Source organism: Actinomadura chibensis NBRC 106107, from assembly GCF_001552135.1.
Lineage (GTDB): Bacteria > Actinomycetota > Actinomycetes > Streptosporangiales > Streptosporangiaceae > Spirillospora > Spirillospora chibensis.
The window spans coordinates 43,176-68,184 of record NZ_BCQP01000015.1; the positions used below are offsets into that span (position 1 = coordinate 43,176).

Below are 25,009 nucleotides of genomic sequence, written 5' to 3' on the forward strand. Positions count from 1 at the left end.
CTCACAAGGTAGCACAGACAGTGCGGACCTACCACCTGAAACCACCATAAATTGATCAGCCTGAGAATCACCCCGAATCCCGCTCGACCCTCCATATGCCCCAGCCGTTGGACCGCCGCAATTCCCTTTTCCGCCCCCGTGCGCCGATCTCCCATTCACGCGACCGACACCCGCCCGCGCTCCGCCCGCGTCACGGCTCCACGTCGTAGACGAGCAGGCCGTCGTCCCGCAGCCGCGCGCCCGGCGTCGGCGGGTGCTCGGCGAGGCGCCCGTCGTGGGCCAGGTGCAGGACGTCCCGCCCGCGCGCCAGCCCCGCGAAGTCGGCGATGAGCCGCCGATGGCAGCGCCACCACACCGACTCGCTGCACATCACGGCCGTCCGGGTGCGCTCGGTCGCGGGGAGGAGTTCGTCCATCGCCGCCAGGAACTCGGGGGTGCGCATATATCCGGCGTAGCCGCGGAACGCGTCGTTGCGCCAGAAGGTGTCGGGGGCGTCCGGGGCGGGCTTCCGGAAACCGCCGAGCCGCTTGTCCCAGCGGTAGCCGATTCCGGCTTCGGGGAGCCATTCCGCCAGGGCGTCGCGCATGACGTCGGGATTGCGGCGGCTGCCGGGCGCGGTGCGGACGTCCACCACGTCCCGCACCCCCGCGCCGTCGAGCAGCCGGACGATCTCCTCCCGCCCGGCCACCCCGTGCCCGAACGTCACCAACGCCTCCACGCCCCCATGCTCCCCGGACGCGCCGGACCGAACCCGTCCAGCTTCGGCGAGTTTGTCCGACATCGGTCAACGTCCGTACTACGTAGACACTGACACTTCGGCTGATTAGCCTGCCTTGCGAGGAACCTGCCGGTTCCCCGAGGTCGCACCAGTGCGTCCGGAGAGGCGGAGGAGCGGTCATGCGCCTGATGCGTCCGCCGTTACGCCCGGACGACGACCCCCGCCTTGTCTCTTGAGCAGCCGTCCCCGCACCACGTGACCACGGCAGACCGCCCGTGCCCACGCCCGGGACCCGTCCGGCCCACGGGTCGAGCCGCCGCCCGAGAGACCTCACGGAGAAGGTGATCATGTACCGCGCAGCCCGGCGTCACTCCATCGTCATCGCGGCCCTGACCGCGCCGCTGCTCCTCGGCTCCGCCGCCTGGGCGGCGGCGGAGCCCCACGCGGACGGACACGTCCGGATCTCTACGGCCTTCGAGCTCCCCGGCGACCGCGTCTACCCCGAGGGAATCGCCACCGACCCCTACACCGGCGACTTCTACGTCGGGACGTACGAGGGCGGAACCATCTTCAAGGCGTCACCCGGACAGCGGGTCGCGACCGAGTTCCTGCCCCCGCGCATCGACGGACGCTCCCAGGCCCTCGGCCTGGAGGTCGACCGCGCCAGGCGCCTGTGGGTGATCGACCGCCCCACCGGCCTCGCGGTGTACGACATCCCCACCCGGCGCCTGGTGGCCCGTTTCGTCGTCCCCGGTGACGCGGCCCGCCTGGTCAACGACATGGCCATCACACCGGACGGCACGGCCTACATCACCGACAGCCGACGCTCCACCGTCTACCGCGTGACCCCAGCCCAACTGGAAAAAGCCCACGAACAAGGCGGCGAAACACCCCTGACCCCCGCCTTCGACCTGAGCGACGTCGTCGAACCCCACGCCCCCGACACGATCACCCTCAACGGAATCGTCGCCGGCCCCTCGGGCCGCTACCTGCTCACGGTCGACATGACCGGCGGGGACCTGTACCGCATCGCCCTCCCCTCCGGAAAGGTCGACAAGGTGGCCCTCACCGGCGGCGACGTCACCACGGGCGACGGAATGGAATTCCAGGACAACACCCTCTGGGTGGCCCACCCCATAACCGACGCCTACGCGATCAGCCGCTGGCACATCGGCTCGGACGGCCACACGGCCCGACTGACCCGCCGCGTCATCGACCTGGACTTCCAGACCCCGACGACCCTGCTCCGAAAGCACGGCAAGCTCTACGTGGTCCGCTCCCAATTCGACAAGGGCGGCCCCACCGGCCCAGGCACCCCCAAACTCCCCTTCACCGTAGCCACCGTCCGCGGCCTCTAACCGAGCCCAAACCCCCGTGACCGTCCATGCCCACGCCCACCTCCCCAGAAGGCCGAGCGTGGGCACGGACGAACACGCGAAACTGCTATTCGCCGATGAAACGAACAGGCTCGGAGAGGACCGCCAGGGCACTGTCCAGATCTGCGATACGGGCGGCGAGGGTGGCGGTGGCGAGCCGAGCGGGCAGGGCCCCCGGTCGGCGGCGTTCGCCGGATTTCCCGTGCCGTGCCGGGTCCGGCTCGCTGCGCCGCAACAGCCGCGGGCACGCCGCGCCGCCCAGGTCGTGTTCGGCGGCATGGGTGCCGAGCGCCGTGTACAGGGCGTAGTAGCGGACGTACCGGGTCACCGCCGAGACCCCGGAACCAGCAGGTCAATCGCCCGCAGGACCGGCACCTCCACCCGCAGCGGATACCACCCCGCCCGCCGATCGATCCCCTGCTCCGACCAATTCGGCCCCTCCATCAAAGTTCATGCTCCCCCTTCTCCCGCTCACCACGGAATTTAGAGGGGGCGCCTGAACGCGCATACGAGACAGGGACACGAAGCCACACCTGCGCTATTAGAGGGGTAGCCGGGCTGTCCGGGTAAGTCGGGCGGCGGACCGTCTTTGGTTGGAGCCTGCCCGTTGTTCTCGGTGGGGGTGTCGGTCGCCTTCGGCCGGTCGATGCCCATTCTCGTTCCGTATCCGGTTCCGCACTGACGGTCAATGGTCAACTAGCGCTACTGGCGGGCTGTCTCGTCCACTTCCCCTGATTCCGATCAGGCTTCGCGCGCTTCGTCGGGCTCGGCGTGTGACGGACGGGGGCATCGCCGATTTCGGCATGGGTCGAGGGCTTCGGTGCAAATGTGGACGGCCGCCCGGCGCCGGAACCGCAGCAAAACCAGTGTGTGAACGCGGGAGCCCCGGGCGTCAGGAAGACGGCCGGGGCTCCCGGTCGGACGGTCTCAACTCAGGTCGAGGGCACCTGACTTGGCCTCGGCCGCGAACGCCTGCCACGCGGCCGGACCGAACACTAGCTTCGGCCCGTCCGGGTCCTTGGAATCCCGCACCGCCACCGCCGCCGCCAGGTCCGCCACCTCGACGCATTGGTCACCGGTGTTTGTGCTTCGGCTGCTCTTCTTCCACACCGCAGCGGAGATCGGCACCATCGGCGCCACTTCGACGCATTGGTGACCGGTGTCAGTGCTGTAGCTGCTCTTGTGCCAACCTGACGGCACCAAGACGACCTCGACGTGCTGTCCACCAATATCAGTTGTGTGGCTGCTCCTGCTCCATTCCACAGCCCACTGATGCTGCGTACTCATAGGCTCTCCAAGATCGTCCGGAGGAAGGCGAGAGAGTCTCCGGCGTTCAACGCCGAGGCTCTGATCAAATCGAAACGTACCCCATACTTCCGGACAACCGCAGGGTGATCCACGAGCTGTCCACCCACATGACCTTCGACGAGGACCGCGTCTGGCTCGTCCTGGAAACTCAAGATCGTGAATGCGCCAGGCAAGCCCGCGTAGGCTCCCGTGACGGTGGGGACAATCTGGATCGTAACGTGGTACAGCTCCGCGAGGTCGGCGAGGTGCTGAATCTGCCCTTTCAGCACTTCCGGGCTCCCGATTGGGCGGCGAACGGCTCCTTCATCAAAGATCGTGACCACGTGGGGCGGGGACTCTCGCTTTAGGATCTCCTGGCGCTCCATCCGAGCCGTAACGAGTTGCTCTACCGCATCGGGCGTCTTCCCCGACTTGAGCACCTCGCGGGCGTACTCGGGCGTCTGGAACAGGCCCGTGATGAGCATGGTCTCAAAGATGTACACCACCTCGGCCTCCCGTTCGCGCTCAACGAAGTCAGGAAAGCCGGGCGGGAGCACCTGCAACTTGCCGAGCTCCTGCATCCACTCCCAGATGCGGCGGAACGTCCCGTTTGCCTGGAAGAAGGCGTCGCAGTCGTTGGCGAAGTCCTCAGACGGAGTGCCGATGCCGGATTCGATCTGTCCGATCCATTGGGGCGAGTAGCCCAGCCTCTCCGCAAGCTGCGGTCGCGACATCCTGGACAATTCCCGCCTAGCGCGCAACTCAGTACCGAAGTATTCGGATGGCGAGGACGGGATACCGGGGTCGCGAGGGTGGCGAGGCATGGAGAACTCCAAGATCCGAAAGTGGCGCGACTTTCCAACCGCACCCGGGGGCTTTCTTTCGACGGCCTTCTTGCTCTTCCCGAAGATAACCTGATCACGGGAAGGTAGGAAGCCGTAACGGAGAGAAATCGCGACGAAAGTTCAACTGATCATGGAAACGCCCGCCAACCCCGCTGACCAGGCGTTGTCTCGACTCCGCGAGGAGTTCCAGGGACACCGCATCTGGCGCGCAACACGCCACGACGGAAAACTCGGCGCATGGGTCGCCACTCTGCACGACCCAAAGGCCGGTGTAGAAGCGACCGTTGTACGCAACAACGCAGAAGAGCTACACGAGGCGCTGACCGTCGAACTCAAACGCGCATCCATCAACCCAATATCGAACCCCACCAAGTGGGTGCGACGGTGATTAGGTGGATCGAACCGAAGCCTTGGAGCGTCCACGTTCCCGCTTCGTCCAGGAAATTCCATCTCGACCGATTCGCCGACGAAGCCGTCCAAGAAGGCTGGCAAGTCGCCCGGCGATACGACGGGCCGCAGCCGCTCGTCCACGTCTACGACCGCGACATCCCGGAGTTCGGCGAGAGCATCACGCTCGCGCCCGACCTGGCCCCCAACCGATGGTGGTTCAGGTCGAGCACGGGCGAAGACCTCGCACCCCACACCAAGCCAGCCCAGGCGGCCAAGCAGGTGACCCGCATCCTGATCCCGTACGTCACAGCCGTACGCGCGGCCCGCTCACACCAAACGCAGACGACAAGACGACCGTCGTCCACTCCCCCAGCCGTCCCAGATCCGACCCACGCGACCGCGATCGCCGGACTGCACGAACGCTTCGCCGGAGTCGTCTGCTGGTGGGGCGCGTACACCTACGAGTGGTGGGCGATCGTCCCCGGCGGCACCCGATGGAAGATCGTCAGCGCCGAAGACCCGGACACCCTCGTCCACCTGATCCTCAAGGCCCGCAACCAGCGCTAACCCAAAGCCGCCGCGCGGCCGGGGAGTCTTCCCCGGTGCATCCCGGCCGCGCGGCCCAAACTGCCTCGCGCCACGCCTTGTTGCGCCCACGCCGGGCGTCGCGATGAACAGGTCGCACTCGTGAACCCGCCCCGAGGGGCGACGAAATCGGCTGCTCCGTCCCTCAACTCCCGGGGTAGGTGAAAGGCTTGCCAGCGGCCAGGTCCCACACCCGCAGCGCGTTGTCTCCGGCTCCGGAGACGGCGATGGTCTTGCCGTTCATCTGGTCGACCGTCACCCCATAGACATTGACCATGTCGCTGTGGCCGGTGAGGGGTGCGCCGAGCTGCTTCCATGCGACCAGGTCCCACACCCGCACCACGCCGCGCCCGGCTCCGGAGACGGCGATCGTCTTGCCGTTCAACTGACCGACCGCGACCGCGTTGACATTGCCGGAGTCGTTCTCGAAGGGTGCGCCGAGTTGTTTACCGGCGGCCAGATCCCACACCCGTACCGTGCCGTCGGCGCCTCCGGAAACGGCGATGGCCTTTCCCATCAACTCACCGACCGCCACCGCGTAAACGGCGTTCCTGTGGCCGGTGAGAGGTGCGCCGAGCCGCTTCCCGGCGGCCAGATCCGAAACCCGCACCGTGCCGTCGAGCTCTCCGGAGACGGCGATGGCCTTGCCCTTCAACTGACCGAGTGCCACCGCGTTGACGGAGTCGCTGTGCCCGGTGAGAGGTGTACCGAGCTGTTTCCCGGCGGCCAGATCCCACATTCGTACCGCGCCGTCGCCCCAGGCTCCGGAGACGGCGATCGTCTTGCCGTTCAACTGGCCGACCGCCACCGCGCTGACGGCGTCGCTGTGGCCGGAGAGGGGTGCCCCGAGCTGCGTCCCGGCGGCCAGATCCCACACCCGCACGGTGTTGTCGTCGCCACCGGAGACGGCGATGACCCTACCGTTCAAGTGGCCGACCGCCACTCCGAAGACGGCGCCGGTGTGGCCGGAGAGGGGTGCGCCGACTTGCTCCCCGGCGGCCAGATCCCACAGCCGCACCGTGCCGTCGGCGGTTCCGGACACGGCGACGGTCTTGCCGCGCAACTGAGCGACCGCCACCTCGTTGACGGCGCCGAAGTAGCCGGAGAGGACGATTGGTCCAGTCGGCTTGTCTGAGTCCGATCGGTCGTGATCTTTCAGAAGCGAGGCCAGGGCCACGCCACCGCCGCCGACCGCGGCCACGGCCGTGGCGGCGGCGCCGATGAGAACGCGGCGGCGGGTCAGGTGCGGCGGTCGGGGGGCCCGAGTCGTCGGTGGTGTGCCGTCGTCCCCGGCGGGCGGCACCGCGACCGGCTCGGTCGGCAGGTTCTCCTGGGTGATGCCGTCGCCGACCGGGCCGGGCGCGGGATCCGCGGGACGGTGCGGGATGTCACGCAGGGCGGCGGCGACGTCGGCCGCGGTGGCGGGCCGGTCCTCGGGGTCTTTGGCCAGCAGCCGCGCCATGAGGTGTTCGAGTTCGGGCGGGGCGTCGGGACGCAGGACGGTGAGGCGGGGCGGGTCGGCGGTCAGGTGCTGGTGCATCAGGGTGGCCGGGGAGCCGGTGAAGGGCGGCCGTCCGGTGAGCAGCGCGTGGAGGGTGCAGCCCAGCGAGTACAGGTCGGCGCGGGCGTCCACCGGTTTGCCCTCGTACTGTTCGGGGGCCATGTAGGCGGGGGTGCCCAGCATTCCGCCGGTCGCGGTGAGCTGGGTGGTGGCGTCGGCGTACCGGCAGATCCCGAAATCGCAGATCTTCACCCCGCCCTCGGCCAGTTCCATCAGGTTGGCCGGTTTGACGTCGCGGTGCACCACTCCCTTGCGGTGCGCGTAGTCCAGCGCGTCGGCCACCTGCGCCACCAGCTCGGTCACCCGCTCCACCGGCAGCCCATCGGGGTGACCTGCCAGCAAGGTCCGAAAGTCGGTGCCCGCCAGCAGCTCCATCACGAAGAACGGGTGAACGCGGTCACCGGCCCGGTGCTCGCCGATGTCGTGCACCACGGTGATGCCGGGATGCTGCAGACCGGCCGCCACCCGGGCCTCCTGCCGCAACCGCGCGATCAGCCCCGGCTCGCCGTCCAGCTCCGCCAGCACGATCTTGATCGCGACCCTGCGGTCCAGGCCCTGATCGGCGGCCGACCACACCTCACCCATGCCGCCGCGCCCGAGCCGCTCCACCAGCCGGTACCTATCCCCCAGCACCTGACCAGGCTCCACGGCACCGCCTCCTCCACGCCCTCGCCCGTCCCCGGCGACACCCCACCCAGGCACGCGAAACCGCCTGGTAACGGGCCATAACACCCGCCACTAGATCTTTCCAGGAGATGGACGGATGCCGCCCCGGGTTCGCGGAGCCGGATGTGGCCCGAGTACGACAAAGAGGCCGCTCCCGAATTCGGAAGTGGCCTCTGGCCTTGCTGGGTGAGGGGTGGGCGATACTGGGTTCGAACCAGTGGCCTCTTCGGTGTGAACGAAGCGCTCTCCCACTGAGCTAATCGCCCCGGCGACGGAAACTCTAGCGCATGTCGGGGGTTGCGCGTGCATCCGTTTGGGCGGGGGGTCAGGTCCAGAAGGTGGGGTCGTCGATGTTCCAGGGGACGACGAAGCCGTAGACGGCCAGGTAGGCGGCGACCACGGCGGCGGCCAGGACGGCGGTGGCGGTGCCGAGGAGGCCGGGGCCGGGGGTGACCATCATGACGAGGCCGCCGACGAGGACGGTGGCGCCCACGGCGAAGACGCCGGCGCGCCAGGCCGTGTTCAGCAGGGGGTTGCGGCGGAGGCGGGCGCGGAAACGGTGGAACCGCCGCTCCTCGGCCGGTTGGGCTTCCTTTTTGTCATTGATTGCCACGGCTTTACGTTAAGGCAGGAGTCGGCCCCGGGAACTGCGGCGATGCGGGCGGCGGCGCCGGCGGGAGGCGTCTTTGTGCAGGTCAAAGGCGGTGAGATGGGTCACAAGGCCCCAGGACGCCGGAATGTTCGGCCGCGCTCAGGCAGTTAGGCGTCATAGATCGCGGGGATGTCCGTGAGTGGGAGCACCGGGGGCACTCCCCGCCAGGGGACCGACGTCAGAGGGAATGGCCATGGACAGCAGTACCACAGTCTCAGCGGAGCTGGGCCTTCGTCTCGTCGTCCCCGACCGCACGACCGTCCCTCTGCTCGCCGGGATGGAGTACGCGGCCGACGACCCGTACGCGATCCGCATGGCCTTCTACGTGGGCGATGACGAGCCGGTGGAGTGGATCTTCGCTAGAGAGCTGCTGACGGTCGGCATCGTGCGCAAGGTCGGGGACGGGGACGTGGAGGTCTGGCCGGGCTCCGACGACGGCACGCTCAACATCGCGCTGTCGTCCCCGTTCGGGGACGCGCTGTTCGAGGTGCCGCTGTCGCCGCTCGCCGACTTCCTGCACCGCACCTACCAGGCCGTCCCGGCCGGTGAGGAGAGCGAGTTCATCGACATCGACGCGGAGCTGGAGAACCTGCTCTGGCCGTCCTAGCCGGACAGGCGGGCGATGTGGCGCATCTTGTTTATCGCGTCCAGGGCGGCGACCTTGTAGGACTCGGCGAGCGTGGGGTAGTTGAAGACGGCGTTGACGAGGTAGTCGACCGTCCCGCCGCAGCCCATGACGGTCTGGCCGATGTGGACGAGCTCCGTGGCCCCGGTGCCGAACACGTGGACGCCGAGGAGCCGGTGGTCCTCCGGTGAGACGAGGAGCTTCAGCATCCCGTAGGAGTCGCCGATGATCTGCCCGCGGGCGAGTTCCCGGTAGCGGGACACGCCGACCTCGAAGGGGATCTTCGCCTCGGTGAGGGCGTCCTCGGTGCGGCCGGCGAAGCTGATCTCGGGGATCGTGTAGATGCCGATGGGCTGGGTCTCGTGGATCTCCGCGACGGGCTCGCCGCAGGCGTGGTGGGCGGCGAGGCGGCCCTGCTCCATGGACGTGGCGGCGAGGGACGGGAAGCCGATCACGTCCCCGACCGCGTAGATGTGCGGGACCTCGGTGCGGTAGTCCTCGTCGACCTTGATCCGGCCGCGCTTGTCGGCGCTGAGCCCGGCGGCGTCGAGGCCGAGGTCGTCGGTCATGCCGTGGCGCCCCGCCGAGTACATGACGGTGTCGGCGGGGATGCGCTTGCCGCTCTCCAGGACGGTGATCGCGCCGTTCCCCATGCGCTCCACGGACGCGACGGTCTCCCGGAACCGGAACGTGACGGCGAGGTCGCGCAGGTGGTACTTGAGCGCCTCGACGATCTCCAGGTCGCAGAAGTCCAGCATGCGCTCGCGGCGCTCGACGACGGTGACCTTGGTGCCGAGGGCGGCGAACATCGAGGCGTACTCGATGCCGATCACGCCCGCGCCGACGACGACCATGGTCTCCGGGATGCGGTCCATGTGGATGATGCCGTCGGAGTCGATGATCGTCCGGTCGTCGAAGTCGACGGTCTCGGGCCGGGCCGGGCGCGTGCCCGTGGCGATCACGACGCGGTCGGCGGTGACCTTCTGCTCGCGGGCGCCGTTCCCGCCGATCCCGACCGTGTCGGGCGCCAGGAACCGGCCCCGGCCGGGCAGGACCGTCACGCGGTTGCGGGCGAGCTGGCTGCGGACGACGTCGGTCTCGCGGCCGATGACGTGCCGCGTCCGCATGCCGAGGTCGGCGACCGTGATGTCGTCCTTGACCCGGTAGCTCTGGCCGTACAGCTCGCGCTGGTTGAGGCCGGTCAGGTAGAGGACGGCCTCGCGGAGCGTCTTGGACGGGATCGTCCCGGTGTTGATGCAGACGCCGCCGATCATGTCGCGGCGGTCCACGATGCCGACCCTGCGGCCCAGCTTGGCGGCGGCGATGGCGGCGCGCTGCCCGCCGGGGCCCGAACCGAGGACGAGGAGATCGAAGTCGCTCACGCCCCCCAGTCTGACGGTCCGCGGGCGTCCGGTTAAAGGATTCTCGTCATGATCTGCCCTGATCATCCGGCCGGCGCGCCGGAGACCAGCCCGGAGGCGAGGGCGTCCAGGCCGTCCTTGATGCGGTCGAGCGGCATCCCGCGGGTGCGGCGCTGGTGGAGGAACAGGTTGGCGGCGAAGGGGGCGAGGAGCGCGTCGGCCAGGTAGGCGGCGTCGGCGTCCGGCCGGACCTCGCCGATGAGCAGCGCGAGGTGCCGGTGGTAGAGGCCGTAGGAGCCGTCCCTGAACCGCGCGTCGGACGGGCCGGACTCGGCCGTCAGCAGCAGGTCGGCCTGCGCGTCGGTGCGGTCGGCCAGGGCGTGCAGGAACGCGCGCAGGCGGTCGCCGGGGGGCGCGCCGGGCCCGAGCGGCGGCGGCCCCTGGATGAACGCGCTCTGGAACTCGCGCTCGCGCTCGTCGATCACCGCGTAGACGAGCCGGGCGCGGTCGCCGAACCGGCGGTAGACGGTGCCGACGCCGACCCCGGCGGCGCGGGCGACCTCGTCCATGGACACGGCCTCCGGGCCGCGGGTGGCGATCAGCTCGGCGGCGGCGCGGAGGATGCGGCGCCGGTTGAGCGCCGCGTCGGCGCGCTCGGCGGGCGGGCTTCCGACGACCGGCAGGTTCCGCATCCCGTCCCCCTCTCGGTTCGGCTAGGCAGCGTAGCGGAGTTGTATCCGGAGAGTTCTCCGATTAATCTCCATAACCGGAAACTTCTCCTATTACACCCCGGAGGACGGGATGGCTGCGCACCTTGAAGGACGGTCGGCCCTGGTCACGGGCGGCGGACGCGGCATCGGCGCCGCGATCGCGCTGCGCCTCGCCCGCGACGGCGCCGACGTCGCGGTGACCTACGTGCGGGCCCCGGAGCGCGCCGCGCAGGTCGTCCGCGGCGTCGAGGCGGCGGGCCGCCGGGGCCTCGCGATCGCCGCCGACGCGGCCGACCCGGCGGCCGTGACCGCCGCCGTCGACCGGGCGGCGGCGGCGTTCGGACGCCTCGACATCCTGGTCAACAACGCCGGGATCGCCCCCTACGGGCCGTTGGAGGACGTCTCGGCCGAGGAGCTGAACCTGACGATCGACATCCACGTCCGGGCGGCGTTCGTGGCGGCGCAGGCGGCGGCCCGGCACCTCGGGCGGGGCGGGCGGATCGTCAACATCGGCAGCAGCATGGCCGAGCGCGTCCCCTACCCGGGGTGGACGCTGTACGCGATGAGCAAGTCCGCGCTGACCGGCCTGACCAGGGGCCTCGCGCGCGACCTCGGGCCGCGCGGGATCACCGCGAACGTCGTCCAGCCGGGCTCGACCGACACCGAGATGAACCCGGCCGACTCCCCCGGCGCCGAGTTCGAGCGCGGGTTCAGCGCGCTCGGCCGCTACGGTCGCGCGGAGGAGATCGCCGCGATGGTCGCTCACCTGGCCGGGCCGGGCGGCGACTACGTCACCGGCGCGGCGATCGCGGTCGATGGGGGGTACGCGGCCTGATGGCATGGATCCTGTTGATCGTCGCCTCGCTGATGGAGCTGGTGTGGGCGACGGCGTTGAAGCAGTCGGACGGGCTGACGAGGCTCTGGCCCACGGTGACCGGTTTGGGCGTGGCGGTGCTGAGCGTCGCCGTGCTGTCGCTGTCGCTGCGGCAGCTCCCGGTCGGGACGGCGTACGCGGTGTTCGTCGGCCTCGGCGCGATCGGCGTCGCCGTCGCCGGGATGGTCGCGTTCAGCGAGAGCGCGTCGCCCGCCCGGCTCGTGTTCCTCGGGCTGATCGTGGCGGGGGTGGTCGGCCTGCAGCTCGTGGAGGGCTCTTAGGGCCCGCGCCCACGGGGCAGAGTGGAGTCATGGCAAGCGAGATGCTGGGGATCGACATCGGCGGGTCCGGGATCAAGGGGGCTCCCGTCGACCTGTCGGACGGCTCGTTCACCCGGGACCGGTTCCGCGCGGCGACGCCGCATCCGTCCAGGCCGGAGGCGGTCGCCCGGGTCGTCGCCGAGATCGTGAAGCACTTCGGCTGGGAGGGGCCGGTCGGCGTCACCTATCCGGGCGTGGTGATCGACGGGGTGGCGCTGTCGGCGGCGAACGTGTCCAAGCGCTGGATCGGGGTGGACGCCGCCGCCCTGATCGCGGACGCCGCCGGGTGCCCGGCGACCGTCCTCAACGACGCGGACGCGGCCGGGATCGCGGAGATGCGGCTCGGCGCCGGACGCGGCCGCGGCGGCACCGTCGCCGTCCTCACGCTCGGGACGGGCATCGGCAGCGCGGTGTTCACCGAGGGCGTCCTCGTCCCGAACACCGAGTTCGGGCACATCCAGATCGACGGGCGGGACGCGGAGCACCGCGCGTCCGCGAAGGCCCGCGAGGACGAGGGCCTCGGCTGGGAGAAGTGGGCCAAGCGGCTGAGCGTGTATTTGAGCACGCTGGAGGCGCTGATCTCCCCGTCGCTGTTCATCCTGGGCGGCGGGGTGAGCCGGAAGGCGGAGCGGTTCGTCCCGCTGATCAAGGGGGTGCGGGCGGAGATCGTCCCGGCGCGGCTGGTGAACAACGCGGGCATCGTCGGCGCGGCGATGGCCGCCGCCGCGGCGCATCCCGCCGGTCGGGTCAGCGCCTGAGCCGGACGGTCGCGATCTCCCACGGGCGGAGCGCCAGCGCGGCCGTCCCGTCGCGGACGTCCAGCGGCAGGAGGGGCCGCCCGCGCAGATCGACCCGGACGGCCTGGGTGAACGCGCCGCGCAGGACGGCGGTGACCGGCTCGTCCCGCTGGGCGGTGAGCCGGGCCTCGATCCACCCGTCGCGGGGGCGCAGCGAGGTCATGACGACGCCGTCGCCGGTGATCGCGAGCCCCTCCCGGGACGGCGGCGCGGACGCGTCGGCGGGCCCGTACCCGGCGGCCGCGAGCAGGTCGTGGCGGAACTCCTCGGCGGCCCGCAGGACGTCCGGCCCCGGACGCCCGCCGCAGGGCATGACGGCGAAGGAGACCGCGCGCTCGCCCCGGCACTGGGCGGCCGGGGTGGGGAGCTGCGGCCCGGCGGGCTGGTCGCGGTAGGCGTTGCGGTCACGCGACAGGTGGCCGACCGAGCGGAGCAGGGTCAGCGCCAGCTCCCGCCCGCCGCCGGTGACCTCGTACTCGGTGACGTGCTCCAGCAGGACGGCGAGCCCGCCCGCCGCGACGAACCCGGACGCGGGGAACGTCGGCACCGGGCGCTCCCCGAACCCGCCCTCCGCCGTCAGCCCCCGCTCGGTGATCGCGAACTGCCCCTCGGCGAACGACGACTCCGCGAGGCCCGGCAGCGGCAGGTGCAGCCGGACGCGATGGTCGGCGCAGCGGTTGTCGAACGCGACCGACAGCCGCAGGAACGGCTCGCCCGCCCGCAGCTCCGCCCGCGTGGTGACCGTCACGTCCTCCTCCGCCTCTGACCTGGCGTCGCGGTCGAGGTCGCCGGAGGCGGGCCACCGGTACGTCCGGACGATGTCGTAGGCGGCGACCAGCGGGCCCGTCCAGACAGGTTCGACGCGGACGCTCAGCGGATCGGAGACGAGCCGGTCGGCGGCGGGCGGCGCGTGGTTGTAGGTGTCGCCGAGGTCGCCGCCGTCCACGACGCGTCCGAGGCCCTCGGCCGCCCAGCCGGACGGGGCCGCCAGCCCGAGCGTGCCGTCCGCGCGGATCTCGGCGCGCAGGAGCCCGTTGTCCAGGACGCCTCCCTCCGCCGTGACCGGGGCGTCCAAGACGGCGGCGGACGGCCCGCCGGGACGCACCGTGGCCAGCCCCAGCGCGGGCACGCCGACCAGCGCGGCGACCGTCCGCCTCGGGTCGGCCAGGATGCGGACGCGCCACTCCCCCTCGGCGCCGCGCAGGGCCGCGCGCACGTCGCCGATGTCGAACGGCGTGTCGGCGCGGGACGTCACGTGGAAGGTCAGCGTCCGGTCGTCGTGGGACACCGACCAGTCGCGCACCTCCTGCCCGAACAGCACCCGCCCGTACACGCGTTCCAGCACGATCGGCAGCGCTGACGCCGGGTGGACGGCGTCGTCCAGCACGGTGGGCGCGGCCTCAAGCGTCTGCGCGGGCACCGGCTCCCCGTCGCCGGTCACCAGCGGCCCATCGCCGGGGACGTCCACGACGACCAGGCCCGTCCGGGGCGCCGGGGACGGGTTGAACACCACGTGCGCGCCGAGCGGCGCGGACGCGGCCAGCTCGGCGGTGACGAGGTCGCAGACGGCCCGTCCGAGCTGCTCGGCCTCCGCCATGTGCGCGGCGACCTGCTCGGCGGTCTCGTCGCTGCCGCAGCCGGTGACGGAGTCGTGGCAGCTCGCCTCGACCAGCCGCCGCCAGGCGAGGTCGAGGAACCGGCGCGCGTCGCCCGCGTACCAGAGCGCGGTCAGCGGCTCGGCGTACCGCTCGACGCGCCGCTCCGCCCGTCCCATCAGCTGCTTCAGCCGGATCCTGGCGGACAGGACGCCGGGCAGGATGTTCGCGCGGGCGTGCGAGCGCAGCTCGCCCCGGACGCGGAGCAGCCCGTCGACGGACGGGTCCGCCCCCGCGAAGTACCCGGCGAGCGTGTCGAGGCGCATGCCCGTCCCGGCGTCCGCGACGCGGTCGGCGAGGTCGGCGGCGGGGGCGGTGTGGTCGGCGCCGTACATGGCGAGCAGCGGGCCGCCGCGCGGGTACCAGCGGCCCATCGCCGCCGCGAACCCGGCGGCGCGCCCCGGCAGCAGCGACGCGCCGCCGCCCGCCTCCTCGAACATGGACGCGGCGTTGCCGTAGCCGCCTTCGGGGAGGTACTGGGTGCGGACGGCCGTCCCGTCCGGGGCCTCCCAGGCGAACGCGTGCGAGCGGACCCGGTCCGGGACGCCGCGCCACACGCACGCGTGCTCGATCCCCGCCAGCCGCAGGATCTGCGGCGTCTGCGCGCAGTGCCCGAACTGGTCGGGCAGGTAGCCGACCATCATCGCGCCGCCCAGCTCCTCGGCGCGGCGCGTGCCGGCCTCCAGGTTCCGGACGATGTTCTCCCCCGAGCAGAGGAACTCGTCGTGCAGGATCCGCCACGGCCCGACGGCGAGCCGCCCCTCCCGCACCAGCGCCGCCACCCGCTCCCGCCGCTCGGGCCGGATCTCCAGGTAGTCGTCCACGGCGGCCGTCTGCCCGTCGAGGGTGAAGCGCCAGCGCGGGTCGGCCTCCATCCGGTCGAGGACGCCGTCGAGCAGCGACACGAGCCGCAGCCGGAACCGCTGGAACGGCAGGTACCACTCGCGGTCCCAGTGCGTGTGCGGGACGACGACGATCTCCGCGCCGGGGGTCATCCGCACAGCGCGATCACCTCGTTCTCGTAGGTCTCCAGGCGGTGCATGCCCGGTCCGTCCGCCGCGACCCGGACGCGGTCGCCGCGCACCGCGACGCGCCGCCCGTCCGGCCGGACCAGGACGGTGCCGTCCGCGCCGACCGCGATCAGCTCGTCGTCGACGCGGAGCAGGACGGGCGCGTCCGGCCCGGCCGACACCGACGTGCGGCCGGCGGCGAGCGCGCCGAGCACGTCCCCGTCCTCGGCGAGGACCCAGGTGAGCGGGTCGCCGAGCGTCTTGTGCTGCGCCGGGTCGTGGAAGTCGCTGCCGCCGAGCGGGACGATCCCGTCCGGCCGCCACACCTGCGCCCAGGCGAGCGGCGCGCCCCAGCGGCGGTCCCACCAGGACGAGTGCCAGATCTCGGCGAACCGGGGCCGGGCGGCGGCGGGCAGCGGGCGCCGCCACGCGCAGTCCCCGGACAGCGGGTGGTTGATCGACATCACCCCGCCGCGCGCCTCGGCGAACGCCGCCCAGTCGGCGCTCGGCCGCCGGAAGTCGACCCAGCCGGTGTCGCCGAACACGTTGGCGTGCCCGAGGTCGGTCGTGACCTCCTGGCCGGGCACCAGGTGGATCCCGGCGTGGGACCCGGCGGCGGGCAGCACGGGGTGGTGGCTGACGGTGTTGTGGTCGGTCACGGCGAGGAAGTCCAGCCCGCGCGACGCGGCGAGGCACGCCAGCTCGTGGACGGTCAGCGTCCCGTCGCTGTGGACGGTGTGCGAGTGCAGGTCGCCCGCGAGCCAGCGCATGCCGCTCGGGGCGGGCAGGTCGCGGCCGGGCGGACGTTCCGGCGCGGGCGGCGGGGTCTCCTCGGGCCGCCGCTCGGGGGACGTCGACGTGGTGACCGTGACCTCGTAGGGGACGCCGTCCGGCAAGATCCGGTGGAGGCCGAGCCAGACGTGCCACGTGCCGGGCTCCGGTTCACCCGGCAGGTATCCGGGCGTCGCCCATTCCGGGCCGATCGTGAACCGGGTGCGCGCTCCACCGGACCAGCCGCGGAACCCGTCCGGTCCGCCGCAGCCCAGGTCGATGACGCCTCCCTCGAAGGAGAGCTCGACCGTGATGGACGCCGTCCCGGCCGGGACGTCGAACGGCAGTTCGCGGAGCCCGCGCTCCAGGCGGTCCTCCACGGTCCAGCGTCCTCGGTGCACCGTCGTCATTCACGTCCCCCGTCCTTCTCCGAGCGTCACCACATAACGTGACCGAAGAATCCGATCACGTAAAGCCTCCGGGGACGGCGGGGCGGAGTCGAGTTCCCGGCCCCGGTCAGGGGTCCATCAGTTCGGCGGAGCGGGCGGCGAACGCCTCCATCGCCTTCGCCGTCACCGGGCCGGGCGCGGCCGGGAGGACCGCTCCGTCCACGGCCCGGATCGGCTGGACGTCCCGCGTCGTGGACGTCAGGAACGCCTCCTCCGCGCGGTACAGGTCGTCGAGCGCGACGTCCTCCTCCTCGCCGCCGCACCATTCCAGCGTCAGCGCCCGCGTCACCCCGGCCAGGCACCCGGACGCCGGCGGCGGCGTGACGAGCCGCCCGCCGAGCACCACGAAGATGTTGCTGCCCGTCCCCTCGCAGAGGTTCCCGGCCGTGTTGCCGAAGATCGCCTCGCCGCCGCCGCGCTCCTTGGCGTAGGCGAGCGCCAGCGCGTTCTCCGCGTAGGACGTCGTCTTCAGCCCGGCGAGCGCGCCCCGCTCGTTGCGCGGCCACGGCACGACCGTCACGTCCGCCGTCGCGGGGAACGGGTCCTGCGGGCCGACGATGATCGACGCCGTCGGGCCCGCGTCGCCGCGCGCGGAGCCGAGCGGGCCGGGCCCGCTCGTGTAGGTGATGCGGACCCGCGCCAGCGGCCACTTCGGCGCGGCGGCGAGGACCTCAAGCACGCCGTGGGCGAGGGCGTCCTGGTCGGGCTCGGGCAGGCCGAGGCCCGCCGCGGACCGGGCCAGCCGCCGGAGGTGCCGGGTCAGCGCGAACGGCGCGCCGTCCGCCGCCTTCACCGTCTCGAAGACCCCGTCGCCGACCAGCACGCCGTGGTCGAACACCGACACCACCGCGCGGTCAGGGTCGACGAGTTCCCCGTTAAGCCAGATCCTGGCCCGCTCCGTCACCGGAAGCCACCTCCAATAGCCGAGCCGCCTTCAGCTCGGTCTCGCGCCACTCGCGTCGCGGATCGGACTCCCACGTGATCCCCGCGCCGGTGCCGAACCGGAGCAGCCCGCCCTCCGCCCAGAAGCTGCGGATCCCCACCGCGAGGGCGCCGCGCCGGGAGTCCGCGTCCACCCAGCCGACGGCCCCACAGTACGGCCCTCGCGGAACGGGTTCGAGCTCTTCCAGCAGCTTCAGCGCGCTCGACTTCGGGGCCCCCGTCACCGACCCCGGCGGGAACGTCGCCGCGATCAGCTCGGGCCAGCCCGTCCCCGCCGCCTGCCGCGCCCGGACGGTCGACACCAGGTGCACGAGCCCCGGATGCTCCTCCACCGCGCACAGGTCGGGGACCTCGACCGTGCCGACCTCGGCGACCCGTCCGAGGTCGTTCCGGACGAGGTCGACGATCATGACGTTCTCGGCGCGGTCCTTCGGCAGCAGGTCGCCGGCCGTCTTCCCGGTCCCCTTGATCGGACGCGACTCGACCGTTCGCCCGTTCTTCGACAGGTACAGCTCGGGCGACGCGCAGGCGATCTCCAGACCGGGCGTCCTGAGCGTCATCGCGTAGGGCGCCGGATTCCCCCGCGCGAGCCTCGCGCCTAGGCCCGCCATGTCCGCGTCCGGCGCCATCTCCGCGGACATGACGCGGCACAGGTTGGCCTGGTAGACGACGCCGTCCGCGATGGCGTCCCGGATCTTCTCGACGCCCGCGAGGTACCGGGGCTCGTCCAGGGAGCTGGTCCACTCGCCCGGGGCCGTCCACGCGCCGTCCGGGTGCTCGGCCCGCCGGACGTCGTCGAAGCGGGCGCACGTGACCTTGCCCTCATACGTCACGACGACCGCCCACCAGCCCCGCGAGTCCAGCGCGGACAGGTCGCTGGTCACGTCGCGCAGGCCCGTCGCCAGCACGCCGTCCGCGTAGGCGAAGTTCACGCCAGCACGCACCCGAACGAGTCGGCGAGGCCGTTCAGGCCCGTGTCGGTGACCGTCAGCGCGCGGGGCGTCGTGCCGCGCTCGAACCAGCCGAGCTCGATCATCCGCCCGGTGAGCGCGGCGCCGAGCGCGCCGTTGAGGTGCGGGCGGCGCTCGGTCCAGTCGAGGCACTGCCAGGCGAACCGGCGGCGCGCGCGCCGCACGGCCGCGAGGTCCAGGCCGAGCGCCCCGAAGCGCTCCTCGCCCTTCCCGGTCACCTCGAACGTCTCCCCGTCGCCGGGCTCGAGGAGCCCGCCGTCGCGCAGCGCCGCGAACAGCGCCACGCCCGCCTCGCCGGCCAGGTGGTCGTAGCAGGTGCGCGCCTCGTGCAGCCGGCGGGCGTCGCGCGACTGCCGCAGGCTCCGCACCTCGACCCGCGGGCTGATGTGCGACAGCGCCTCGATCACCCGCGCGACCTCGGCGCCGCTCAGCCGGTAGTAGCGGTGCCGCCCCTGCGGGACGACCGTGACGAGCCCCCCGTCGAGCAGCTTCGCCAGATGCGCGCTCGCCGTCTGCGCGCTGACCCCCGCCGCCCGCGCGAGTTCGCCCGCCGCGAGCGGGCGCTCGTCGAGGAGCGCGGTCAGCATCGCGGCCCGCGCCCGGTCCGCCAGCAGCGCCGCGACCGGCGCGAAGTCGGCGCTCACGGCATGGTCCGTACCCATGCCTCCGACCCTAGGCGACCCATGCTTTGACCGCCGTCGAAGCGTCCCGCGGCGATATCCGGTTTGGGGAACCGCCCGGGACGCGCTAAGGTTTTCCCCGTCGCCGAGAGGCGCAAGCGGAAGTGGCTCAGGGGTAGAGCATCACCTTGCCAAGGTGAGGGTCGCGGGTTCAAATCCCGTCTTCCGCTCTGAGGGGCCCTTTCAGGCTATGACCCAGAAGGTCTCCTTCTGGTGGAGTGGCCGAGAGGCGAGGCAACGGCCTGCAAAGCCGTGTACACGGGTTCAAATCCCGTCTCCACCTCGACCCCGTCGCCTCCCCCCCCGGAGGCACGGACCCGGGCGATTAGCTCAGTGGGAGAGCGCTACCTTGACACGGTAGAGGCCACTGGTTCAATCCCAGTATCGCCCACCACACATCAGCGCAGGCCGATGGCCTGTTCGCGTCGTCGGTCCCGGCGGGTATCGCCTGGATGATTACCGGCGACTCGCCTGGGGATTTCACCGAGTGGGTTCATCCTGTGACGCACACTAATTCTCCGTGTCGTGCGGGAGGCGCGCCGCCTGGGCCTTGAGCAGGCGGAGGAGGCGGCCGACCTGGGCGGGCGGCTGGCGGGTGCGGGAGTACTGGGCGACGAGGAGGACGTCCGGGCCCTCGGCCGCCAGCGGGCGGTGCGTGATGACGCCGCTCCGTTCGAGGGGGTCCCCGGAGACGCTGTAATCGGGCAGCAGGGTGACGCCCAGGCCCTGGGCGACCATCACCTTGCCCATTTCGGCGCCGTCCACGGAGTAGGCGATGGCCGGTTCGCGGCCGTCCAGGATGCGGTGCACGTAGCGGTGCATCAGATAGCCCGCGCGCATCGCGACGAACGGCTCGGCGAGGAACCGCGCCAGCGGGACCTCGCGCAGCCGGGCCAGCGGGCTGTCGGCGCGGCAGCAGACCGCGGCGCGGCCGCGCAGCAGCTCGACCGTGGCGAGGTCCGGGGGCGGGTCGTCGCCGTCGATGACGTTGATCAGGCCGAGGTCCAGCCCGCCCCCGCGCAGCGCCTCCTGGATGTCGGCCTGCCGGGCGGTGATCAGCTCGACCTGCGTCTCGGGACGCCCCGCGCGGAAGCCGCTGATCACGGGCAGCACGAGCGGGACGGTGGCGGCGTGCACGGTGCCGATGCGGATGCTGCGCCGGGACCGGTGCCTGTCGTCGGCCGCCGCGCGCAGCCGGTGCACGGCGTCCAGGACCTCCATGATCCCGGGCAGCAGCTCGCGCCCGCCCGAGCTGAGCCGGGCGCCCGAGCGGTGCCGTTCGAGCAGCGTGACGCCGAGCTCGCGCTCCAGGTTGCCGATGGTCTGGCTGAGCGCCGGCTGCGACATGTGCAGCGCCTCGCTGGCGCGGCGCATCGAGCCCAGGCGGGTGACGGCCGCGACGCATTCCAACTGCTCGATCCGCATGTCCCCCCCGAGCGCCTGCAAGGTCCTGCCTATCACCCCGTCAGGAACACCACATTGACCTGGGACGGGCCGACATTCACAATCCTAACTATGCCTGTAGGAAATATCGAGAAACGTCCGGAGCCGGTGAGGTTCGCCTACTGGGTGCCGAACGTCAGCGGCGGCCTGGTGGTGAGCAAGATCGAGCAGCGCACCGACTGGAGCTACGACTACAACCGCGAGCTGGCCGTCCTCGCCGAGGACAACGGGTTCGACTACGCGCTCAGCCAGGTCCGCTACATCGCCTCCTACGGCGCCGCCTACCAGCACGAGTCCACCGGGTTCAGCCTGGCCCTGCTGCTCGCCACGCGGCGGCTGAAGGTGATCGCCGCGATCCACCCCGGGCTGTGGCATCCCGGCGTGCTCGCCAAGTTCGTCGCCACCGCGGACCAGCTGTCGGGCGGGCGCGCCGCCGTCAACGTCGTCAGCGGCTGGTTCAAGGACGAGTTCACCAAGCTCGGCGAGCCGTGGCTGGAGCACGACGAGCGGTACCGGCGCAGCGAGGAGTTCATCCGCGTGCTGCGCGAGATCTGGACGTCCGAGCACGCCGAGTTCCGCGGCGACTTCTACCGGCTGCACGACTTCGACCTGCGGCCCAAGCCGCTCGCCGGACCCGGCCGCCCGCACCCGGAGATCTTCCAGGGCGGCAACTCCACCGCCGCCCGCCGGATGGCCGGTCGCGTGTCCGACTGGTACTTCAGCAACGGCAACGACTTCGCCGGCGTCACCGAGCAGATCCGCGACGTGCGCGGGGAGGCCGCCCGGCACGACCGGGGCGTCCGGTTCGGCCTCAACGCCTTCCTGATCGCCCGCGACTCCGAGGCCGAGGCCCGCGAGGTGCTGCGCGAGATCGTCGCCAAGGCCGACCGGGAGGCCGTCGCGGGCTTCGGGGCCGCGGTCACGCAGGCCGGGCGGTCCACCGCCGACGGCAAGGGCATGTGGCAGGACTCGGAGTTCACCGACCTCGTCCAGTACAACGACGGCTTCCGCACCGGGCTGATCGGGACGCCCGAGCAGATCGCCGAGCGGATCGTCGCCTACAAGCGGCTCGGCGTCGACCTGTTCCTGCTCGGCTTCCTGCACTACCTGGAGGAGGTCGAGTACTTCGGCAAGCGGGTGCTGCCCCTCGTCCGGGAGCTGGAGGCCGACGAGCCCGGCGTCCCGGCGGCGCGGGCGGGTTCCTGAGCCGCGTGATCCTCGTCCGTCCATCCCGAAGGAGATCCTCGGCATGTCCGTCGAAACCCAGCAGACCGAGACCCAGCGGACCGAGACCCAGCAGGGGGCCGCCGGTGACGAGCGGTTCGCCGCCGCGCTGCGGCGCGCCGACACCGCCGCCGCCGAACTGCGCGCCACCGCCGCCGAGCGGGACCGCGCGGGCCGGACCCCGCGCGCGGAGGTCGAGCTGCTGCGCCGCCACGACCTGCTCCAGGTGCAGGAGCCCGTCGAGTACGGCGGCGACGGCCTGAACTACGCGCAGACCGTCCAGATCACCCGCCGCGTCGCGCGCGGCGACACCTCCATCGCCCACCTCATCGGCTACCACTTCGCGCAGACCCGGGTCGCGCCCCTGTTCGGCACTCCCGAGCAGGCCGCCGAGCTGTCGCGGCGCAACGCCGAGCAGAAGCTGTTCTGGGGCGGGGTGCAGAACCCGCGCGGCGGCTCGGACCTCGTCCTGACCGACGACGGCGACGGGTTCCGGCTGAACGGGCGCCGCTCGTTCGCCTCCGGCGCGAGCCTCGGCGACTACCTGTCGGTCACCGCCGCCTACCGGGGAGAGCTCGTCTTCCTCGCCCTGCCCGCCGGGCGCGAGGGCTTCCGGGCCCTCGGCGACTGGGACAACATCGGCCAGCGCCTCACCGACTCCGGCGGCGTCGTGTTCGAGGACGCGCGCGTCGAGCGCTCGGAGGTCCTCGGCCCCGACCCGCTCACCGGCCGGACCATCACCCCCTACCAGACGCTGGTGACGCCGCACTGGCAGCTCGCCTTCGTCAACTTCTACGTCGGGACGGCCGAGGGCGCCCTCGACGAGGCGCTCGACTGGACCCGCCTGCACGCCGCCCCATGGGAGACCTCGGGCGTGGACAGCGCCACCGACGACCCCTACATCCTGCAGACCGTCGGGGAGGTCCGCAGCGAGGTCCGCGCCGCCGCCCTGCTCGCCGACCGCGCGGGCGACGCCCTGCAGGCGGGCCTGGACACCGGCCCCGAGCTCACCGAGGAGCAGCGCGCCGAGGCGGCCGTCGCCGTCTACGAGGCCAAGTACCTGTCCACCAAGGTCGCGCTGTCGGCGGCCTCCCGGCTGTTCGAGATCCAGGGCGCCCGCGCCACCACCGCCGCCTACGGCTTCGACCGGCACTGGCGCAACCTCCGCACCCACACCGTCCACGACCCCGTCGCCTACAAGGCGCGCGAGGTCGGCGACTGGACCCTGAACCGGCGCGCGCCCGAGTTCTCGCTCTACCGCTGACCCCCGCACCGGCCGGTCCGGCCGCCGTCCCCGCGGCCGGACCTTCCCTCGCCCTCCCCTTCCCTGCCCGTCCTCTCCGGTCGAAGGAGTGATCGACATGACGGCGGTCGGCGTCGACCTGCGCCGTGTCTACGGCGCGTACCCCACCGGCGTGACGGTGGTCGCGGGCCTCGTCGGCGGCAGCCCCGCCGGCCTCGCCGCGAGCTCGTTCGTCCCGGTGTCCCTCGATCCCCCGCTGGTGTCGGTGTGCGTCGCGCACACCTCGACGACCTGGCCGCTGCTGCGCGCGCTCCCCCGGATCGGGATCAGCGTGCTGGCCTCCCACCAGGGAGGCGTCGGACGGCGGCTCGGCTCCCGCGCGGCGGACCGGTTCGCCGGGATCGACTGGCGTTCCACCCCGGACGGATGCGTGCACATCGACGGCGCGGCCGCCTGGTACGACTGCTCCATCGAGCGGCAGTTCCGCTCCGGCGACCACGACATCGTCGTCTTCCGCGTCCACGCCCTCGACGCCCAAGCCGGCGTGCCGCCGCTGGTCTACCACGGTGGCGCGTTCCGCGACCTGGCCGCCGTCCCGGCGCGTACGCGCCGCGAGCGGACCGACGGGAGGGGGCGACCGTGGACGCCGCAGTGATCCGCGACGACGAGGAGGCGCTGGAGACGGCGGCCGGACTGGCGGCGGAGTTCGCCGAGCGCGCGGCCGAGCGCGACGCGCACCGCGTCCTCCCGGAGGCCGAGCTGGAGCGGCTGTCGGCGAGCGGGCTCCTGGCGATCACCGTCCCGGCCCCGTACGGCGGGGCGGACGTGCGGGCCGACACGCTGGCCGAGGTGTTCCGGACGCTGGCCGCGGGCGACCCCAACATCGCGCAGATCCCCCAGAGCCATGTCGTGTACCTGCGCGTCCTGGCGCAGCAGGGGACGCCCGAGCAGCAGAAGTTCTTCTTCGCCGAGGCGCTGGCGGGCAAGCGGTTCGGCAACGCGCAGTCCGAGCGGGGGACCAGGCACGTCCAGGAGTACACGACCCGGCTCGTCCCGGCCGGGCCCGGCGAGTTCGTGCTGACCGGCACCAAGTACTACAGCACCGGGGCCCTGTTCGCGCACTGGGTCCCCGTCCTGGCGCAGCTCGACGTGGACGGCGAGGACCGCCTGCACGTCGCCTACGTCCCCCGGACCGCCGACGGCCTGGAGGTGGTGGACGACTGGAACGGCATGGGCCAGCGCACCACCGCCAGCGGCACCGTGCGCCTCCGGGACGTGCGCGTCCCCGCCGACCACGTGGTGCCGCACCACCTGACGTTCACCGGTCCGCAGGTGCACGGGTCCACGGCGCAGCTGCTGCACGCGGCGATCGACGTGGGCATCGCCTCGGGCGCGCTGCGCGAGGCGGTGGAGTTCGTGAACGCCGAGAGCCGTCCCTGGTTCGAGAGCGGCGCCGACACGCCCGGCGGCGACCCCCTGCTCGTCCAGCGGTTCGGGGAGCTGGCCGTCACCGAACGCGCCGCCCGCGCGCTGCTCGCCGAGGCCGGACGCGCGGTCGAGCACGCCAGGCACGACCTCACCGACGCGAACGCGGCGGGGGCCTCCATCGCGGTCGCCGCCGCCAAGGCGTACGCGGACCGCGCCGCGGTCGAGCTGACCAACGCGCTGTTCGAGGTGTCCGGCACCCGCTCCGCCCTGGACGAGCTCAACCTCCACCGGCACTGGCGCAACGCCCGCACGCACACGCTGCACGATCCCGTCCGCTGGAAGGTCCAGCACATCGGCCGGCACGTCCTCAACGGCACGCCCCCGCCCCGCCACGGCGTCATCTGAGAATCACGACGAGGGAGATCC

Annotated in this window: 25 protein-coding genes and 4 tRNA genes; 14 read left to right on the plus strand and 15 right to left on the minus strand. The window is 72.0% G+C overall.

Annotated elements, in window-relative coordinates; genetic code table 11:
* Positions 1-190: 190 nt before the first annotated feature.
* Complete coding sequence (locus ACH01S_RS08390; protein WP_067887413.1) at positions 191-718, minus strand: DUF488 domain-containing protein; 528 nt, start codon at positions 716-718, stop codon at positions 191-193.
* Positions 719-1,065: 347 nt separating this feature from the next.
* Between ACH01S_RS08390 and ACH01S_RS08395 the strand changes: the two genes are divergently transcribed.
* Positions 1,066-2,076: an SMP-30/gluconolactonase/LRE family protein gene (locus tag ACH01S_RS08395; RefSeq protein WP_067887417.1), complete on the plus strand. Its 1,011-nt coding sequence runs from the start codon at positions 1,066-1,068 to the stop codon at positions 2,074-2,076.
* A gap of 85 nt (positions 2,077-2,161) precedes the next feature.
* Here the strand turns inward: ACH01S_RS08395 and ACH01S_RS08400 are convergent, their stop codons facing one another.
* The 3 genes from ACH01S_RS08400 to ACH01S_RS08410 all read right to left on the minus strand — a co-directional run bounded on the left by ACH01S_RS08400 (position 2,162) and on the right by ACH01S_RS08410 (position 4,205).
* Positions 2,162-2,422 (minus strand): hypothetical protein, encoded by a 261-nt coding sequence (locus ACH01S_RS08400; RefSeq protein WP_067887419.1) that lies wholly within the window; start codon positions 2,420-2,422, stop codon positions 2,162-2,164.
* Positions 2,423-3,021: 599 nt separating this feature from the next.
* The gene (locus ACH01S_RS08405; protein ID WP_067887422.1) at positions 3,022-3,381 is read right to left on the minus strand and encodes a DUF397 domain-containing protein; all 360 of its coding nucleotides are present in this window, start codon (positions 3,379-3,381) and stop codon (positions 3,022-3,024) included.
* A complete protein-coding gene (locus ACH01S_RS08410) occupies positions 3,378-4,205 on the minus strand; it encodes a helix-turn-helix domain-containing protein (RefSeq protein ID WP_083980480.1) in 828 nt (275 codons plus the stop codon). The genes ACH01S_RS08405 and ACH01S_RS08410 overlap by 4 nt, the downstream gene beginning before the upstream one ends.
* Positions 4,206-4,356: 151 nt before the next feature.
* On the opposite strand from ACH01S_RS08410, the gene ACH01S_RS43280 reads away from it, so the two are divergent.
* A complete protein-coding gene (locus ACH01S_RS43280; RefSeq protein WP_148344665.1) occupies positions 4,357-4,614 on the plus strand; it encodes a hypothetical protein in 258 nt (85 codons plus the stop codon).
* Positions 4,599-5,183, plus strand: coding sequence for a hypothetical protein (locus ACH01S_RS08415; RefSeq protein WP_067887429.1), 585 nt, complete (start codon positions 4,599-4,601; stop codon positions 5,181-5,183). Before ACH01S_RS43280 ends, ACH01S_RS08415 begins: the two co-directional genes overlap by 16 nt.
* A 163-nt stretch (positions 5,184-5,346) precedes the next feature.
* Here ACH01S_RS08415 and ACH01S_RS08420 read toward each other — a convergent pair whose 3' ends face one another.
* From ACH01S_RS08420 to ACH01S_RS08430, 3 genes are all read right to left on the minus strand, one after another.
* Positions 5,347-7,410, minus strand: a complete 2,064-nt coding sequence (locus ACH01S_RS08420) for a WD40 repeat domain-containing serine/threonine protein kinase (protein ID WP_148344663.1) — start codon at positions 7,408-7,410, stop codon at positions 5,347-5,349.
* A 212-nt stretch (positions 7,411-7,622) separates the two neighbouring features.
* Positions 7,623-7,694: transfer RNA gene (locus ACH01S_RS08425), tRNA-Val, on the minus strand.
* A 59-nt stretch (positions 7,695-7,753) separates the two neighbouring features.
* The gene (locus ACH01S_RS08430; RefSeq protein WP_067887434.1) at positions 7,754-8,041 is read right to left on the minus strand and encodes a hypothetical protein; all 288 of its coding nucleotides are present in this window, start codon (positions 8,039-8,041) and stop codon (positions 7,754-7,756) included.
* A gap of 232 nt (positions 8,042-8,273) precedes the next feature.
* On the opposite strand from ACH01S_RS08430, the gene ACH01S_RS08435 reads away from it, so the two are divergent.
* Positions 8,274-8,687 (plus strand): SsgA family sporulation/cell division regulator, encoded by a 414-nt coding sequence (locus tag ACH01S_RS08435; RefSeq protein WP_067887785.1) that lies wholly within the window; start codon positions 8,274-8,276, stop codon positions 8,685-8,687.
* Here the strand turns inward: ACH01S_RS08435 and sthA are convergent.
* Entirely contained in the window at positions 8,684-10,087 is a 1,404-nt protein-coding gene (sthA, locus tag ACH01S_RS08440; protein ID WP_067887438.1) for a Si-specific NAD(P)(+) transhydrogenase, read from the minus strand. The genes ACH01S_RS08435 and sthA overlap by 4 nt on opposite strands.
* Positions 10,088-10,149: 62 nt before the next feature.
* Positions 10,150-10,758 carry a TetR/AcrR family transcriptional regulator gene (locus ACH01S_RS08445; RefSeq protein ID WP_067887442.1) on the minus strand — a complete coding sequence of 203 codons (609 nt, stop codon included), beginning with the start codon at positions 10,756-10,758 and terminating at the stop codon, positions 10,150-10,152.
* Positions 10,759-10,867: 109 nt separating this feature from the next.
* On the opposite strand from ACH01S_RS08445, the gene ACH01S_RS08450 reads away from it, so the two are divergent.
* The 3 genes from ACH01S_RS08450 to ppgK are packed head-to-tail and all read left to right on the plus strand — an operon-like array spanning position 10,868 to position 12,728.
* A complete protein-coding gene (locus ACH01S_RS08450; RefSeq protein WP_067887444.1) occupies positions 10,868-11,611 on the plus strand; it encodes an SDR family oxidoreductase in 744 nt (247 codons plus the stop codon).
* Positions 11,611-11,931 (plus strand): DMT family transporter, encoded by a 321-nt coding sequence (locus tag ACH01S_RS08455; protein ID WP_067887447.1) that lies wholly within the window; start codon positions 11,611-11,613, stop codon positions 11,929-11,931. Before ACH01S_RS08450 ends, ACH01S_RS08455 begins: the two co-directional genes overlap by 1 nt.
* Before the next feature lie 29 nt (positions 11,932-11,960).
* Positions 11,961-12,728, plus strand: a complete 768-nt coding sequence (gene ppgK, locus ACH01S_RS08460) for a polyphosphate--glucose phosphotransferase (RefSeq protein ID WP_067887450.1) — start codon at positions 11,961-11,963, stop codon at positions 12,726-12,728.
* Here ppgK and ACH01S_RS08465 read toward each other — a convergent pair.
* The 5 genes from ACH01S_RS08465 to ACH01S_RS08485 form a co-directional block, all read right to left on the minus strand.
* On the minus strand, positions 12,718-15,417 hold the full coding sequence (locus ACH01S_RS08465) for a glycoside hydrolase family 38 N-terminal domain-containing protein (protein ID WP_067887788.1): 2,700 nt from the start codon (positions 15,415-15,417) through the stop codon (positions 12,718-12,720). The two genes, ppgK and ACH01S_RS08465, sit on opposite strands and share 11 nt — an antisense overlap.
* Positions 15,414-16,613, minus strand: a complete 1,200-nt coding sequence (locus ACH01S_RS08470; RefSeq protein WP_067887453.1) for a CehA/McbA family metallohydrolase — start codon at positions 16,611-16,613, stop codon at positions 15,414-15,416. The genes ACH01S_RS08465 and ACH01S_RS08470 overlap by 4 nt, the downstream gene beginning before the upstream one ends.
* 106 nt (positions 16,614-16,719) lie before the next feature.
* Positions 16,720-17,556 carry an aminotransferase class IV gene (locus tag ACH01S_RS08475; RefSeq protein WP_067887456.1) on the minus strand — a complete coding sequence of 279 codons (837 nt, stop codon included), beginning with the start codon at positions 17,554-17,556 and terminating at the stop codon, positions 16,720-16,722.
* Entirely contained in the window at positions 17,528-18,526 is a 999-nt protein-coding gene (locus ACH01S_RS08480; protein WP_246237077.1) for a chorismate-binding protein, read from the minus strand. The genes ACH01S_RS08475 and ACH01S_RS08480 overlap by 29 nt, the downstream gene beginning before the upstream one ends.
* Positions 18,523-19,227: a helix-turn-helix domain-containing protein gene (locus tag ACH01S_RS08485; RefSeq protein WP_067887462.1), complete on the minus strand. Its 705-nt coding sequence runs from the start codon at positions 19,225-19,227 to the stop codon at positions 18,523-18,525. Before ACH01S_RS08485 ends, ACH01S_RS08480 begins: the two co-directional genes overlap by 4 nt.
* A 116-nt stretch (positions 19,228-19,343) precedes the next feature.
* Between ACH01S_RS08485 and ACH01S_RS08490 the strand changes: the two genes are divergently transcribed.
* The 3 genes from ACH01S_RS08490 (at position 19,344) to ACH01S_RS08500 (ending at position 19,639) form a co-directional block, all read left to right on the plus strand.
* Positions 19,344-19,415: transfer RNA gene (locus ACH01S_RS08490), tRNA-Gly, on the plus strand.
* A gap of 42 nt (positions 19,416-19,457) precedes the next feature.
* Positions 19,458-19,528, plus strand: a tRNA-Cys gene (locus ACH01S_RS08495).
* Between the two features lie 36 nt (positions 19,529-19,564).
* Positions 19,565-19,639: transfer RNA gene (locus ACH01S_RS08500), tRNA-Val, on the plus strand.
* Positions 19,640-19,755: 116 nt separating this feature from the next.
* Here the strand turns inward: ACH01S_RS08500 and ACH01S_RS08505 are convergent.
* Positions 19,756-20,691 (minus strand): LysR family transcriptional regulator, encoded by a 936-nt coding sequence (locus tag ACH01S_RS08505; protein WP_218010187.1) that lies wholly within the window; start codon positions 20,689-20,691, stop codon positions 19,756-19,758.
* A gap of 69 nt (positions 20,692-20,760) precedes the next feature.
* Between ACH01S_RS08505 and sfnG the strand changes: the two genes are divergently transcribed.
* The 4 genes from sfnG to ACH01S_RS08525 all read left to right on the plus strand — a co-directional run bounded on the left by sfnG (position 20,761) and on the right by ACH01S_RS08525 (position 24,988).
* Positions 20,761-21,894, plus strand: a complete 1,134-nt coding sequence (gene sfnG / locus ACH01S_RS08510; RefSeq protein WP_067887467.1) for a dimethylsulfone monooxygenase SfnG — start codon at positions 20,761-20,763, stop codon at positions 21,892-21,894.
* A 43-nt stretch (positions 21,895-21,937) separates the two neighbouring features.
* On the plus strand, positions 21,938-23,176 hold the full coding sequence (locus tag ACH01S_RS08515) for an acyl-CoA dehydrogenase family protein (RefSeq protein ID WP_067887472.1): 1,239 nt from the start codon (positions 21,938-21,940) through the stop codon (positions 23,174-23,176).
* 97 nt (positions 23,177-23,273) lie between these two features.
* Positions 23,274-23,810 (plus strand): flavin reductase family protein, encoded by a 537-nt coding sequence (locus ACH01S_RS08520; protein ID WP_067887791.1) that lies wholly within the window; start codon positions 23,274-23,276, stop codon positions 23,808-23,810.
* A complete protein-coding gene (locus tag ACH01S_RS08525; RefSeq protein WP_067887476.1) occupies positions 23,795-24,988 on the plus strand; it encodes an SfnB family sulfur acquisition oxidoreductase in 1,194 nt (397 codons plus the stop codon). Before ACH01S_RS08520 ends, ACH01S_RS08525 begins: the two co-directional genes overlap by 16 nt.
* Positions 24,989-25,009 lie beyond the last annotated feature (21 nt).